The 15162-nt window shown below is 59.6% G+C and carries 11 protein-coding genes; 4 read left to right on the top strand and 7 right to left on the bottom strand.

Features of this window, described 5'->3' with window-relative positions; genetic code table 11:
• Positions 1-100 precede the first annotated feature (100 nt).
• The 3 genes from ACYZTU_RS11125 (at position 101) to ACYZTU_RS11115 (ending at position 2901) form a co-directional block, all read left to right on the top strand.
• A complete protein-coding gene (locus ACYZTU_RS11125; protein WP_449644659.1) occupies positions 101-604 on the top strand; it encodes a peptidylprolyl isomerase in 504 nt (167 codons plus the stop codon).
• Complete coding sequence (lpxH, locus tag ACYZTU_RS11120; protein WP_461970109.1) at positions 601-1344, top strand: UDP-2,3-diacylglucosamine diphosphatase; 744 nt, start codon at positions 601-603, stop codon at positions 1342-1344. The genes ACYZTU_RS11125 and lpxH overlap by 4 nt, the downstream gene beginning before the upstream one ends.
• A gap of 288 nt (positions 1345-1632) precedes the next feature.
• Positions 1633-2901 (top strand): IS110 family RNA-guided transposase, encoded by a 1269-nt coding sequence (locus ACYZTU_RS11115; protein WP_461966247.1) that lies wholly within the window; start codon positions 1633-1635, stop codon positions 2899-2901.
• 97 nt (positions 2902-2998) lie between these two features.
• Here ACYZTU_RS11115 and ACYZTU_RS11110 read toward each other — a convergent pair whose 3' ends face one another.
• The 7 genes from ACYZTU_RS11110 to ACYZTU_RS11080 all read right to left on the bottom strand — a co-directional run bounded on the left by ACYZTU_RS11110 (position 2999) and on the right by ACYZTU_RS11080 (position 14109).
• Positions 2999-4528 carry a DHA2 family efflux MFS transporter permease subunit gene (locus ACYZTU_RS11110; protein ID WP_461970107.1) on the bottom strand — a complete coding sequence of 510 codons (1530 nt, stop codon included), beginning with the start codon at positions 4526-4528 and terminating at the stop codon, positions 2999-3001.
• Positions 4529-4593: 65 nt separating this feature from the next.
• Positions 4594-5796, bottom strand: a complete 1203-nt coding sequence (locus ACYZTU_RS11105; RefSeq protein WP_461970105.1) for an HlyD family secretion protein — start codon at positions 5794-5796, stop codon at positions 4594-4596.
• 16 nt (positions 5797-5812) lie between these two features.
• Positions 5813-7282, bottom strand: coding sequence for an efflux transporter outer membrane subunit (locus ACYZTU_RS11100; RefSeq protein ID WP_461970103.1), 1470 nt, complete (start codon positions 7280-7282; stop codon positions 5813-5815).
• Positions 7279-7752, bottom strand: a complete 474-nt coding sequence (locus ACYZTU_RS11095; protein ID WP_461970101.1) for a MarR family winged helix-turn-helix transcriptional regulator — start codon at positions 7750-7752, stop codon at positions 7279-7281. The genes ACYZTU_RS11100 and ACYZTU_RS11095 overlap by 4 nt, the downstream gene beginning before the upstream one ends.
• A 242-nt stretch (positions 7753-7994) precedes the next feature.
• Entirely contained in the window at positions 7995-11669 is a 3675-nt protein-coding gene (locus ACYZTU_RS11090; RefSeq protein ID WP_461970099.1) for a translocation/assembly module TamB domain-containing protein, read from the bottom strand.
• Positions 11666-13393: an autotransporter assembly complex protein TamA gene (locus tag ACYZTU_RS11085; protein WP_461970097.1), complete on the bottom strand. Its 1728-nt coding sequence runs from the start codon at positions 13391-13393 to the stop codon at positions 11666-11668. Before ACYZTU_RS11085 ends, ACYZTU_RS11090 begins: the two co-directional genes overlap by 4 nt.
• Positions 13394-13458: 65 nt before the next feature.
• Positions 13459-14109 carry a GNAT family N-acetyltransferase gene (locus ACYZTU_RS11080; RefSeq protein WP_461970095.1) on the bottom strand — a complete coding sequence of 217 codons (651 nt, stop codon included), beginning with the start codon at positions 14107-14109 and terminating at the stop codon, positions 13459-13461.
• Between the two features lie 176 nt (positions 14110-14285).
• Here ACYZTU_RS11080 and xthA point away from each other — a divergent pair, with 176 nt between their 5' ends.
• On the top strand, positions 14286-15098 hold the full coding sequence (xthA, locus tag ACYZTU_RS11075) for an exodeoxyribonuclease III (RefSeq protein WP_461970093.1): 813 nt from the start codon (positions 14286-14288) through the stop codon (positions 15096-15098).
• The last annotated feature ends 64 nt before the right edge of the window (positions 15099-15162 follow it).

Below are 15162 nucleotides of genomic sequence, written 5' to 3'. Positions count from 1 at the left end.
ACGCCTGTCGCGCTAAACTGCGCACCTTGGTCGTAGCAGACCAACACGGTTGCGGGCTGTGATGCCCCGAAACCCACGAATTCATTAAAGAGTAGCCAACATGACCCAAGTCAAATTGACCACCAACCATGGCGACATCGTCCTGGAACTGAACGCTGAAAAGGCACCGCTGACCGTTGCCAACTTCATCGAGTACGTCAACGCCGGTCACTACGAAAACACTGTTTTCCACCGCGTCATCGGTAACTTCATGATCCAGGGCGGCGGTTTCGAGCCAGGCATGAAAGAAAAGAAAGACAAGCGCGGCAGCATCCAGAACGAAGCCGACAACGGCCTGCCGAACGAGAAGTACACCGTGGCCATGGCCCGTACCATGGAACCGCATTCGGCTTCCGCCCAGTTCTTCATCAACGTGGCTGACAACAGCTTCCTGAACCACAGCGCCAAGACCACTCAGGGCTGGGGCTACGCGGTATTTGCCAAAGTCGTTGCAGGCACCGACGTCGTCGACAAGATCAAAGGTGTTTCCACCACCATGAAATCCGGCCACCAGGACGTACCTGCAGAAGACGTGATCATCGAGAAAGCCGAGATCATTGAGTGATACTGCTGATTTCAGACTTACATCTGGAAGAGGAGCGCCCGGACATCACCCGGGCGTTTCTGGATTTGCTCGCCGGACGCGCCCGCTCGGCGAGTGCGCTGTACATTCTGGGCGATTTTTTCGAGGCGTGGATTGGCGACGATGCCATGACGCCCTTTCAGCGTTCCATCTGCCAGGCCCTTCGCGAACTCAGCGACAGCGGCACGGCCATTTTTCTGATGCACGGCAATCGCGACTTCATGCTCGGCCAGGCCTTCTGTAAACAGGCCGGCTGTACGTTGTTGAAGGACCCGAGTGTCGTGCAGTTTTACGGTGAGCCGGTCCTGTTGATGCATGGCGACAGCCTGTGCACCCGCGACGAGGCTTACATGAAGCTGCGTCGTTATCTGCGTAACCCCATCACCCTGTTCATCCTGCGGCACTTGCCCTTGCGGACTCGCCATAAACTGGCGCGCAAGCTGCGCAGTGAAAGCCGTGCGCAGACGCGGATGAAGGCCAATGACATTGTTGATGTCACACCGGAAGAAGTCCCGCGGATCATGCAGGCCTTTGGCGTGAAGACCCTGATCCATGGGCATACCCATCGCCCGGCCATTCACAAATTGCAGATTGGCGAACAGGCGGCCAAGCGGATTGTGCTGGGGGATTGGGATCGTCAGGGGTGGGCGTTGCAGGTGGATGAGAATGGGTTTGCGTTGGCGCCGTTTGATTTTGGAAACCCGCGCCTGACCGTTGAATGAGATCCCTGTAGGAGCGAGGCTTGCCCGCGATATAGGTAGTCCGTTCCTTTCTCTTCCATACTGATATTCGCTGGAAGTCGGTTGTCGGCGAGGAAGGAACATGCACCTGTGGGCTACGAATATGCCCGCGCAGCACTCGATGATTACGCCATCACCTTCGAGTCCACAGGTGCGCTTGCGCCCTCTAACGAATTCTCAGGGAAAGCCCGACACGGCTCTCTATATCGCCTTCGCTGGACGCAAGCATGCATGTCCCTGCATGTACTTTAGCGCCTGTTGAGGTGTTCCATGCAAACGCTCCTGTCTCAGAGTTTCACTGCTTATATCGGAATTGATTGGGCAGACACCAAGCACGACACCTGTTTGCAGATAGCTGGAGAGGCTCAGCGCAGTTTCGAGGTCATTGACCATAAGCCCGAGTCGATTGATCGCTGGGCCAGGTCGCTGCATCAACGTTACGGTGGCCCGATCGCGATCGCCGTGGAGTTGAACAAAGGCCCACTGATAGCGGCTCTGCAAAAATATGAGTTTTTTTGTATCTTTCCGATCAATCCGAGCACCTTGGCCCGGCACCGTAAAACCTTCGTCCCCAGTGGCGCCAAGGATGATCCAACGGATGCTCAATGGGCGCTTGAGCTGTTGCTGAATCACCCCGAACGGTTTCCTCAACTGGTCCAGCAAAGCTCCGCCATGCGTTCGCTCGCCAGCCTGACCGAACATCGCCGCGGATTGGTCGATGACCGGGTCAAGATCAGCAACCGTCTGGTGTGCATGCTCAAACAGTACTACCCGTTGGCCCTGGAGCTGTTTCATGACCATGACACGCTGGTTTTTTGTGAATTTCTGGCGCGCTGGTCGACCTTTGAAACGCTTAAGCGCGCTCGGCCGGCCAGCGTTTTGAAGTTCCTTCACGCGCATAATGTTCGCCATGCCGAGCTCAATCAGCAGCGTTTGGCGTTGATCGCCAAAGCCATGCCGTTGACTGAAGATCCAGGCGTGGTCAGTCCTTCAGCGCTGTATGTGCTGGCCCTGGTCTCGCAACTGAAAGGGATCATCACGGCGATCAAAGACTTTGATCGGGAGATCGAAAAAACTGCCAACACCCTGGCCGACTACCGACTCTTCAAGGCCTTGCCCGGCGCGGGACAGCAGCTTGCACCACGGTTGATGGTCGCCTTTGGTGAGCAGCGTGATCGCTTCAAGGATGCCAGTGCGGTGCAGCGATATGCCGGGATTGCCCCGGTCACCGAACGCAGTGGCAAGAAAAAAGTCGTCCACTGGCGCTATCAATGCGCAACTTTTTTGCGCCAGACCTTTGTTGAGTGGGCTGCCCACAGCATCAATCAATCGGTGTGGGCAGAGGCGTATTATCGCCAGCAAAGGGCCAAAGGCAGCTCTTACCAAGCAGCCCTCAGGGCTCTGGCGTTCAAGTGGATCCGGATCGTTTATCGGTGCTGGAAGACCAGCACCGTGTACGACGAAAACGTTTATTTACAGACCTTGCTACGGCACGGCTCGCCTTTGATCAGCGAGCCGGACACAGCAACATCGTGTTGACGGAAAAGCTCAGGGCGTGAAGGCGTTGTATCAGTCGACATCAATGTTGAATGATACTACGCCTTCGCGGGCAAGCCTCGCTCCTACACGGATTCGCTTAATGGCCGGAGGTAGCAGGCCCCGCCTTCGCCGCGAACGGCGGTTTCGCCAGCCACACCAGCACAATCAAGCCCATGAATGCCCACCCCAGTAACGTGAAGTAATCCACGGTCGACAGCATGTACGCCTGACTGGTCAGCACATGATCCAGCTGCGCATACGCCGGACTCCCCGCCCCGCCCAGACTGTTCAACGCCTCCCGGGTCGCCGGCTCATAGGTCGTAATGCTTTCACTCAAATACGCATGATGCTGATCCGCCCGGCGAATCCAGATCCAGGTGGTCAATGACGCCGCAAAACTGCCGCCCAAGGTCCGCAGGAACGTCGCCAGGCCCGCGCCGTCGGCGATTTGGCTCGGCGGCAGGTCCGACATCAGAATACTCAAGGTCGGCATGAAGAACAGCGCCACGCCAATCCCCATGAACAGCTGCACCAGAGCGATGTGCTGGAAGTCCACCTCGTTGGTGAACCCGGCGCGCATGAAGCAACTCAGGCCGATCGCCAGAAATGCCAACCCAGCCAGCAGCCGCAGATCAAACTTGTGCGCGTACTTGCCGACAAACGGCGACATCAGCACCGGCAGAATCCCGATCGGCGCAACCGCCAGCCCCGCCCAGGTCGCCGTGTAACCCATCTGGGTTTGCAGCCATTGCGGCAGGATCAGGTTGATCCCGAAGAACCCGGCGTAACCCAGCACCAACACAATGGTACCGATGCGGAAGTTGCGGTAAGCGAACAGCCGCAGATTGACCACTGGGTGTTTGTCGGTCATTTCCCAGATCACGAACACCGCCAGTGCAATCACGGAAATGGCCGCGCCAATGAGGATGAAGTTCGACTCGAACCAGTCCAGGTCGTTGCCCTTGTCGAGGATCACCTGCAACGCCCCGACGCCAATGATCAGCGTGATCAAACCGACGTAATCCATCGGCTGGTAGCTGGTTTCCACCGGCCGCGCCTTGAGCTGCGAACGCACCACCATCACCGCAAAGATGCCGATCGGCACGTTGATGAAGAAGATCCACGGCCAGCTGTAACTGTCGGTAATCCAGCCGCCGAGGATGGGACCTGCAATCGGTGCGACCACCGTGACCATCGCCAGCAGTGCCAGGGCCATGCCGCGCCTGGCGGGCGGATAGATGGCAATCAGCAGCGTTTGAGTCATCGGGTACAGGGGACCTGCCACCAGACCTTGCAGCACGCGGAAGCCAATCAGCTCTGGCATCGAGGTCGAGATACCGCAGAGAAACGAGGCCAGCACGAACAGGACTGTCGCCCAGAGAAACAGCTTCACCTCACCAAAGCGCCGACTGAGCCAACCGGTCAATGGCAGCGCAATCGCGTTGCTGACCGCGAATGAGGTAATCACCCAGGTGCCCTGCTCCGAACTCACGCCCAGGTTGCCGGAAATCGTCGGCAGCGCCACGTTGGCGATGGTGGTGTCGAGCACCTGCATGAAGGTCGCCAGCGACAAGCCGAGCGTGCTGAGCAGCAGGCTGGGCGGCGTGAAAGACGCGTTATTGCTCATCGCGAATCCTTTAAAACTGGGCTGGCGCGGCGCCTTTTAACGGGCGCCGCTGAGGGATTGGCGAATCAGCGTTGAACGGTTTTGCTGACCGCTGCGCTGTTGTCGTGGATCAATTGAGTGATCATCGCGTCGGCCTCGGCCAACTGATGGTCGTAAACGTTGGTGCTGAACGAGGCCTTTTGCGGCGGCTGTTGCGCCAGCACCGGACCGCTCTGGTCACGCAGGTTCACATCGACCTGAGTCGACAGGCCGACGCGCAACGGGTGCTTGGCCAGTTCTTCGGCGTTGATGTGAATCCGCACTGGCACACGCTGGACGATCTTGATCCAGTTACCGGTAGCGTTCTGCGCGGGCAGCAAGGCAAACGCGCTGCCGGTACCGGCGCCGAGGCTGTCGATGGTGCCGCTGAACTTCACGTCGCTGCCGTACAGGTCGGCTTCGATGTCCACTGGCTGCCCGATGCGCATGTCACGCAGCTGGGTTTCCTTGAAGTTGGCGTCGATCCACAGCTGATCCAGCGGAATGACGGCCATCAATGCAGTACCCGGCTGGACCCGTTGGCCCAGCTGCACCGAGCGCTTGGCCACGTAACCGGTGACCGGCGCGATCAAGGTGCTGCGAGCGTTGATCAAGTACGCCTGACGCAATTGCGCGGCGGCAGACATCACGTCCGGGTGCGACGACACAACGGTGTCATCGACCAGCGCACTGGTGGTTTTCAGTTGCTGTTTGGCGTTGGCCAGGGCGTTTTGCGCCGAGGTCAGGTCGTCGCGAGCGTGGGACAGTTCTTCCTGGGAAATCGCCCCGCCAGCGGCGAGGTTTTTCCGCCGATTGAAGTTGTCCTGAGCTTTTTGCACTTCGGCCTGCTGAGAGTTGACCTGGGCTTTCATGCCGTCGACGTTGCTGTACAAGCCGCGAACCTGACGCACGGTGCGGGCCAGATTGGCCTGGGCACTTTGCAAACCGACTTGGGCGTCGTTCGGGTCGAAGTTGATCAGCACCTGACCTTCGTGAACCAAGTCGCCATCGTCGGCACCGATGCTGACCACGGTGCCGGTGACCAACGGAGTGATTTCCACCACGTTGCCATTCACATAGGCGTCGTCGGTGCTTTCGTTCCAGCGCCCGTAGAATTCGTGATAACCCCAGACGCCGACACCGGCGAGGATCACCACGATCGCCAACACCACCAGCATGACTTTGCGTTTGCGCGGGTTGCTCGTGTCTTGAGCGTTGTCTGGGGTTTGAGGTGTATCGGCAGTGGCCATGACAAATTACCTTGAATTAGTGGGTCTGCGTGGCTGGGGTTACTTTGGCGGCGGCCAGGGTTTCGCCCTGGAAGCCACCGCCCAGCGCCTGCATCAGTTGGATCGACAGATCGATCTGCTCGGCATTCAGGTTGGCCAGCTGACGCTGGGCCTGGAGCAATTGCTGCTCGATGCTGAGCACGTCCAGGTAGTTGCCGATGCCGGAACCGTAGCGCTGGACCACGGTGTTGTAAGAATCCTGGGCAATGTCGGTGGCGCGCTGCTGGGCGCCGAGCTGCCGGCCGATATCGCGCAGCTGGTTGATGGTGTCGCTGACATCACCCAGCGCTTTCACCAGGCTTTTGTTGTACTGCGCCACGGCGAGGTCGTAATCGGCGTCGCGGGAATCGAGGTCGGCACGCAGGCGGCCGCCATCGAAGATCGGCACCGAGATCGTCGGCGCAATGTTGAAGAAGCGACTGGCCGAACCGAACATCGCGTCGCCCAGCAACGACTCGGCACCCGCCGCAGCGCTAAGGTTCAAGTTTGGGTAGAACTGGGTTTTGCCGGCGTCGATGTTCTTGCTCGCCGCTTCGACCCGCCAGCGTGCGGCCACCAGGTCTGGACGACGACCCAGCAACTCGGCCGGTAGCACCGAGGGCAACGCGACGGCGCTGGCCTGAAGGATTTTCGGCCGGGCGATTTCATTGCCGCGATCCGGGCCTTTACCGAGCAGCACGGCCAAAGCGATTTTTGCGCTTTGCAGGCGTTTCTCGGCGTCGATCAGACTCGCTTCGGAGCTGGCTTCCAGGCTTTCGGTCTGCTGGAACTGGTATTGACTGTCGATCCCGGAGCTCAGGCGACGCTGGCTCAGATCGAGCATTTGCCGGGTGCGCTTGAGGTCTTCACTGGCCAGGTCATAGACGATGTGCGCCTGACCCAGGTCGCTGTAGGCGCGAGCCACGTCGGCGGACAAGGTCAGCTGAGCGGCTTGTTGATCGACTTCGGCAGCACGGGCCTGGCCCAGCGCAGCTTCCCAGGCGTCGCGCTGACCGCCCCAGAGGTCGAAGTTGTAATTGAAACCGGCGCTGATGTTGCGCACGGTGGAATAAGTCCCGCCCTGCCCGCTCGGGTCCTGATCCCGGGCCAGACGCGAACGACTGACGCCTGCTCTGGCATCGAGGGTCGGCATCCGCGCCGCATCCGCTGCATAGGCGGCGGCACTCGCTTGGTGGGCGCGGGCATCGGCGATTTGCATGTCGGGGCTGTCGTGCAGGGCTTCGCGGATCAAGCCGTCGAGCTGTGGGTCGCCGAGGCTTTTCCACCAATCACTTTTCGGCCAGGCCGCGGGCGAGAGGGTCACGCCGTTGAGCGATTGCCCGGCCTTGAGGTTTTTCGCATCGAGGCTGACGCCTTCGGTGGTCAGGCCGCTGTAACTGGCGCAACCGGCGAGGCTCATGGCCAACAGCACCAGGCTCAGTCCGGTACGCAGGGTTTTGCTGCTCATTTTTTACCTACCCGCAGCAGGGTGATCGAGTCACCGGCTGCCACCAAAATTTTCGTCAGGATCTGTTCCAGGGTTTTCAATTCTTCAGGGGTGATCGCGCCTGCCAGCTCATTCATGGCGTCAGCGCCGATCTCCGGCAGGCGGTCAGTCAACTGCTGGCCTTGCTCGGTCAGTACCAACTGAACTTGACGGCGGTCCGCCTCGGAGCGTTGGCGGGCAAGGAAACCTTTCTGTTCCAGACGATCGAGCATGCGGGTCATCGAACCGCTGTCCAGCGACAGGTGACGGCACAGCTCCGCCGGGGTATCGACGCCGAACTGGGCCATGATGATCAGCACTTTGAACTGCGCGGCGGTGATGCCGTGGGGTACCATGTGCGTGTCGATGATCCGGTCCTTGAGCAGCGCGGCGCGCCCGAGCAAAAGGCCGAGATGGCAATTATGGAAATTGTATGAGGTGAAATGTTTCATCTGACCACCGATTAGCTGCCTAGGCAGAGAATGTATGACGAGATGTTACTGCCTAGGCAGAGAATGTCAATGCAATAGTTAGGTTGCTTGCTATTCAGCTGATAAATGGTGCGCCGCTGATCATTCCCACGCTCTGCGTGGGAATGCCTCAACGGACGCTCTGCGTTCGGCTTGGGAAGGGACGCGGAGCGTCCCGGGCTGCATTCCCACGCGGAGCGTGGGAATGATCAGGTTGGGGGGGGTTAGAAATCCCGCTTGTAGAAGATGTCCAGCGAGCTGGCCACGCCGCCGGCGGCTTCGAGGTAGACCTTCTTGCTCAGCTTGTAACGCAAGGCGATGGTGTTGGCCGGTTCGAACACGCCCACGCCATAGCGCAGACTGAGTTTCTCGGAGATATTGCCGCTGGCCACCACGCTGGTTGCGTTGCCGCTGCCTTGGGTGTCGAGCTGGAAGTCCTGAATGCCCAGGTCCTTGGCCAACCCGCTGGTCACCCCCGAGCTGCCCATCAACCCCAACCCCAGCGCGGCTTGGGCAAGCATATTGTTGTCCTCACCGCTGGTGCTCAGCGGACGCCCCAGCACCAGATAGGACAACGCCTGCTCCTGGCTCATGGCCGGTTCCGAGAAGATCTGTGTTGTCGGCTGCTCGGCGCTGCCGCTCAGGCGAATGCCGGCGATCACGTCGTCGGTCTGGCGAATCGCTTCGATGTCCAGATAGGGCTGATCGATGGGACCTGCAAACAGCAGCCGCGCACGGCGCACCGTCAGCCGCTGACCGTAGGCACGGTATCGCCCATCGTTGAGCCAGAGTTCGCCGCGAGTGTCCATGTTGTCGCCGATGTGCACATGACCTTGCAGGTTGGCGGTCAGGCCAAAACCGGCAAAGCTGAGTTTGTCCTGCCCGACCACCACATCGATGTCCATTGCCATGGCCATCGGCGGTTTGCCCGCTTCGGTCTGCTGGCCGACGATCACCGTGTCATCGGACACCTTGACCGTCGACGGCGGCAGCTCGCGTACGGTGATCTCACCTTTTGGCACCAGCACCTTGCCGGCGATCGCCAGTTTGTCGTCCTTCATCGAGATTTTCAGGTCCGGCGCCATTTCCAGTTTGGCGTATGGCTCGACAGTGACGGGCAATTGCGTGCCTTTGAGCGCCAGATCCACCACCAGCGCCTGACCCCAGGCGATGTTGCCATTCAGGCTACCCTGCCCGCTCTTGCCGCTTTTCCAGCCGCCGTTCAACTGCACAGTTTCGCCAGCAATCACGGCTTGAAGTTGCAAGGCTTCCAGATCCATCGGTAGTTCAGGCCCGGAAATTTCGCCGTCGCTGAGCAGCAAGTTACCGTTGACCTGAGGCGCCAGCAGCATGCCTGCAAGCGTGCCGCTGCCATTCAAACGACCGGTCAGTTTCTCGACCATCGGCACGAACGGCCGCGCCACGGACAGGTCCAGACCATTCAAGCGGAACGAGCCGGTCAGTGGTTTGTTGTTCGGCAGCGGATTGATCTGCGTCTGAACCATGAGTTCGCCGAGCTTGCCGCCGACGAAGTTGAGGTCGGTGTCGATGCGCTTGGGCGTGAGTTTGCTGTTGAGTGTCAGCGTCTGGTACGGGAAGTCCAACCACTGGTCCTTCTCCTTTATACGCAACGTGCCGCCGCTGGCATCGACGCTGATCTGGCCGTTCGGGCCGCTGGCCGGCAGGTCCAGTTGCAGGTCGGCGTTGAGCCGGCCCTTCCAGGCGAAATCTTTCGGCAACCATTGCGCGAGGCTGTCGATCGGGAACTGTTTGAGGTGATAACGCAGCTTCGGCTCAGGCATCAGGCGCTGATCCTCGCCGCACAGGCTGGCTGGGCCGGACGCCCAGCAATGGGCGCCAAAAATGATCTTGCCGTCCGCCAGCCGTTCAAGCTTTGCCGGACCTTGCAACTTCCAGTCTTGACCGCCGGCCTGGATATCGCCGCTGGCCAGCCGCCCACGCCAATTGCCTTTGTCCAGATTGCCGTCGAGGCCGAGCGCAAGTTTCAGCTTCGGCCCTTGCAGATCGAGGGCGAGCTTCTGGTTTTTGATATTGCCCTGGCCGCTGGCGGTCAGCGTCCCCAGTGACGTCTCACCGGCCTGAATGCCACTGCCCTTGAGATCGATTTTCGCGCGCTGCGCACTGTCGAGGGTTGCATCCAGGTTCAGGCTTTGCAGGCGATTGTCTTCGAACGCCAGTTGCGTGCCTTGCAGCCCGAGCTTGCCTTGCGGCGCCTTGAGCGTCCCGGCGACATCGATGCGACCATTGAGCTGACCGCGCAGTTGCGGCCAAAGCTGGGCAAGGCGCGACAGCTTGATATCAATCTGGCCGGCGAGCTTCTGTTGCAGACTGCCTTTGCCATTGATGCTGTTGTCGCCCAGACGAATCTGTAGCGCGCTGAGGTTCCATTGCTCACCGCTGCCATCGGCTTTGGCTTGCAGAACGGCCGGTTGGCCGCGCAGTTTGCCTTTGAGATCGAGGTCGGCGGTCAGGCTGAGTTTTTCATTCTTCATCTCGCCTTTGCTGCGCAACGGTCCGGCCAGCGTGCCCGGCAACTCCGCAACCCAGTACGCCGGGTTGATCGCCGACAAGTCCAGTGCGGTGTCCCAGGCAATGCCCTCGGCGAATTGCAGGTTCAGGTGCCCTTCGGCCTTGCCTTGCCCGGCTTCGAGTTGAATCTGTTGGAGATAGATTTTCGTCAGGTCGCCGCTGAACGGGCTGGTCAGGCTGAACGCCCCGGCCGGGCCGTCGAGTGCGGCTTTGAAGCTGCCGAGGTATTTACCGTCGGTGTAGGAAACTTCACCGTTGAAGCTGCGCAATGCCACTTCTGGTTCGTCGATCAGCGGATAGAGGCGATGCCACGGGAAATCCAGCCAGTCGATTTTTGCATCAACGCTCAGGCCTTTGCTCCAGTCGAGGTTGCCGGTGAGTTTGAGGCTTTGCTTGTCGTTGGCCGTGAGGTCCAACCCGGCGATCTGAGCGCCGTTGGCGTCAACCTTGCCTTGCAGCAACAACACGACCGGGCCAAGTTCTGCGGGCAACGTGGCTTTGCCGAGCAACTGGTAACCGTTTTTCAGGTCGCCGTCGCCGGTGAGTTCCAGTTGATTGAGTTGTAGAGTGTCCGGCAGATCGGCGCTGGGCTTGAAGCCGTCAGCGGTGATCCGCACCTTGGCCGGCAGGTTTTCCACCAGCGGTTGCAGTTCACCGGTCAGTTGGCCGTTCAGGTAACCGCTGCTGTCGGCTTTCAGGTTCAGGGTTTTCAGCAGATCGCCGTCGACCTTCAGAGCCAGCGTCCAAGGCTCGGTGCCAGGCGCCGGCAGGGTCAGTTTGCCTTCGGCGGTCAGCGCCCAGTTGCCGCTGGGTTGCAGCAGGCCTGAAAGATTCAGGCTCAGCTCATCCCTTTGCAAATGAACAGAGTCGATCTGCAAGCCTTTGGCCGTCCAGTGCGCCGCCAGTTGCAAACCCTTGAGTTCTTCGCTGCCGTTAAACAGCAGGCTGCCGACCTGGACATCGCCCAGCTCGATGGCCAAGGGCAATTTCAGATCCGGGAGACTGATCGGCCCGCTGCTTTCTTCTTCCGTACCGGGCGGGAATTGTAGGCTGACCTGATCGGCTTTCAATTGCGAGATACACAGGGTCATACGCGTCAGGCACAACGGCGACCAAGCGAAAATCGCCTTGTTCAGCTCAACCCGGCTGCTGTCCTGCTGCCACACCACATGGTCGGCACTCCACTGTCCGCCCAGACGGCCTTGGAAATTATCCACGGTCAAACCCGGCACAAACCCCAGCGCCCAGCGACTGCCTGCTGCAGTTCCCAGCACCGTGGCCAGCGCCAGGACGACCAGCATCAGCAGCGCCAGAATCGCCAGCAGCGATATTTTCAAACCACGATTCACAGCTCAGGCCCCATGGAAAAGTGCAGTCGAATGCCGCCGTCGTCGTCCATCGCATGGGCCAGGTCGAGGCGTATCGGCCCCACCGGTGAGACCCAGCGCACGCCGATACCGACACCGGTCTTGAGGTTCGGCAGTTCGAGGGTATTGAAGGAATTGCCCTGATCGATGAAGGTCGCGACCCGCCATTTTTCGGCGACGGAGTACTGATACTCGAAGCTACCAGCGATCATGTAGCGGCCACCGATGCGGTCGCCCTCGGAGTTTTCCGGGGACAGGCTCTGGTAGTCGTAGCCGCGCACGCTCTGATCGCCACCGGCGAAGAAGCGCAACGACGGCGGCACCGATTTGTAGCCGTTGGTGGCGCTGCCGCCGACCTGCACCCGACCGAGGAAGCGGTGCTTGTCGAAGACCGTGGTCAAGCCTTTCACCAACGCGGTGCCGTAAAGCAGGTTGGTGTCGGAACCCAAGCCTTCCTTGGCCACCTTGGTCTCGAATTCCAGACGATAGCCATTGTGCGGGTCGATGCGGTTGTCGCTTTTCAGGTACGAATAGCTGACGCCAGGCATCAGCAACGTGCTGAGCCCCGAGTCGTCGCCGAGCCTGTATTCCTCGCGCTGCCACTTGAGCGACACCACCCGCTGCCAACCGCTGGGCAGCTTGCTGTGCCACTCGGGACCGACGGTCAGCAGTTTGCTGAGGGAGTCCTTGTCGGCGATTTCTTCGTTCTGATAACCACCGGCGAACCGCAGTTTGTCGGTCAGCGGCGGATCCAGGGGAATGTCGTAGAACACACCGACGTTCTGTCGTGGTGCCGAGACTTCGGTCTCCCAGCCATAGCTGTGCCCCTGAGGGTTGACCCAGTGCCGGGTCCAGTTGGCCTTGACCCGTGGGCCGACGTCGGTGGAATAGCCCAGCCCCAGGCCCATGGTCCGCGGTTTGCGGGTTTCGAGTTTAACGTCTACCGGAATCACATCGTTCTTCGACGCTGTCGGCGCCGCATCCACCCGCACACTGTCGAAATAGCCGCTCGATTGCATGGCCTGATTGAGTTCGGCGATCAGTTCGGAGTCATAAGGCGCGCCGGCCTTGAACGGCACCATGCGTTGTAGCAGGTCTTCGTCAAACGGCGTATCACCCTCGAAACTGACCTTGCCCAGTGAATAGCGCGGGCCGCTGTTATAGATCAGTTCAATGTCGGCAACGCCGGCTCGCGGGTCGACCGACAATTTCTGGCTACTGAAGTGCCCGCTGAAAAAGCCGTAGCGCGAAGCCTGATTCTGAATCAGGCGCTTGGCGTCTTCGTAATGTCCATGGTTGAGCACTGCGCCGGTTTTCAGCGCATTGCTTTTGGGTACACGAAAGGATTTGAGGGAGGCGGCCGGGCCGTCGATGCGAACAGTGACATTGCGCAGATGGACAGACTCGCCGGGATCGATGGTCAGCACCAGGCGCGGCGTCTTGCCACCCTTTACATCCGTGTCGATCTGCGGCTGGTAATAACCCAAGGCCTGGGCGGCCTTGCGCGCCTGTTCTTCGGCGCCACGACTGAAGCGCAGCAAGGCTTCCTCGTCACGATCGCCGAGGCTGCCGATATAGCCCTCTATATTGGCTTTCAGTTCATCGTTGGACGGTTTGATCCGAACATCCAATTCACTTTGCGCCAGCGCCGTGCAGCTGGTAATCAGCATCAGCACGCCGCTGGTAATTCTTCCTGGAAACTTCATAGGCGCGGATGCTATCACGAGCGTGGGAGCGTGATAGAGCCTGGTGTGCCGTGAAAGTTCTACCTTTATGCCGTTGCTGTTTGTAACACCTGCGGGTTGGCGTGGAAAAACACGTGTTCGCGAATCGGTCCTACGGCGACTTCACCGATTTCCTCATAACCCTGACGCTTATAGAAATCCAGATAACGAGGATTCCCGGTATCGAGAATCACGCCCTCGGAGTGCTCATCCACCGCGCACCAGTTGTGCACCGCTTGCAGCAATTGTTCGCCGAAGTGTTTGCCCTGGAATTGCGGATGAACCCCCAGCAACGGCAGCACGTGCACCGAGTCGGACGGCACGCAAGCCATCACGGCATCGTGATATTCAAGATAGCGACGGGTGCAGCGAAACCCGGTGCTGAGCACCATGCGCAGACGCCAGGCCCAACTTTCGGTGATGCCCAGGCGACGTTGCGGCGGCGCGATCAGCGCGATGCCGATCAACCGGTCGTTGACCAGCAGGCCGATGGCCGGCAAGTCCTGAAGAAAGTGTTGTTTGACCAACTCGCGCACGGTGGCGCGGACCCGTTGTTCATAACCGGGACGTTCCGCTTCGAACAGGTAGCCAAATGTCGGCTCATGCCGGTAAGCCTGGTACAACAGCGAACGTGCTTCGCGGGAATAACCGTTGTCGAGCATGTGAATATCGGCGATGACGGTCGAGGTTTCGGGCATAACGGTATTTCTCCCCTGGGCGAGGCTCAAAAAGGCCTCGTTCTTATTGGTACGAGCCTTGCGCAGTCGCGATCGTTCCCACGCCCCCAGACATTAGCAGCGCATTCGGACTACTGCCACGCTGGCCCCATTCCTACATGTCAGCTAGCATCGCCCTTTTGCTAGGACTGCCGACCATGAAGATCGTCTCCTTCAACATCAATGGGCTGCGTGCTCGTCCCCATCAGCTGGCGGCGCTGATCGAAAAGCATCAGCCGGACGTCATCGGCTTGCAGGAAACCAAGGTCCACGACGACCAATTCCCGCTGGCCGAGGTTCAGGCGCTGGGTTATCACGTGTATTTCCACGGGCAAAAGGGTCACTACGGCGTCGCCCTGCTCTCGCGTCAGGAACCGATTGCCTTGCACAAAGGTTTCGCCACCGATGAAGAAGATGCACAGCGCCGCTTCATCTGGGGCACTTTCGCCGACGCCAATGGCGTGCCGGTGACCATCATGAACGGCTATTTCCCACAGGGTGAAAGCCGCGATCACCCCACCAAGTTCCCGGCCAAGGAACGTTTTTACAGCGATCTGCAGCAACTGCTGGAAAGCCAGTTCAGCAACGATCAGCCGGTGGTGGTGATGGGTGACGTGAACATTTCCCCACAAGACTGCGACATCGGTATCGGCCCGGACAACATGAAGCGCTGGCTGAAAACCGGCAAATGCAGCTTCCTGCCGGAGGAACGCGAGTGGATGGCCCGCTTGAAGAACTGGGGCCTGGTGGACAGCTTCCGTCACTTGAACCCGCAGGTGACCGACCGTTTCAGCTGGTTCGACTACCGTAGCCGCGGTTTTGAGGATGAGCCCAAGCGCGGGCTGCGCATTGACTTGATCATGGCGTCCCACGGGTTGCTGCCTCGCGTGAAGGATGCCGGTGTGGATTACGACCTGCGCGGGATGGAAAAACCATCGGATCACGCGCCGATCTGGCTTGAGTTGAGCTAAAAGCAAAAGATCTGTCATCTTTCAGAAATCTTACTGACTTATTCTCCCGGCACTCCCTTTGGCT

This window comes from Pseudomonas sp. HLT2-19-2, assembly GCF_054898005.1.
Note: the sequence above shows the minus strand (reverse complement) of the source record. Positions and strands in the feature narration are given on the sequence as shown.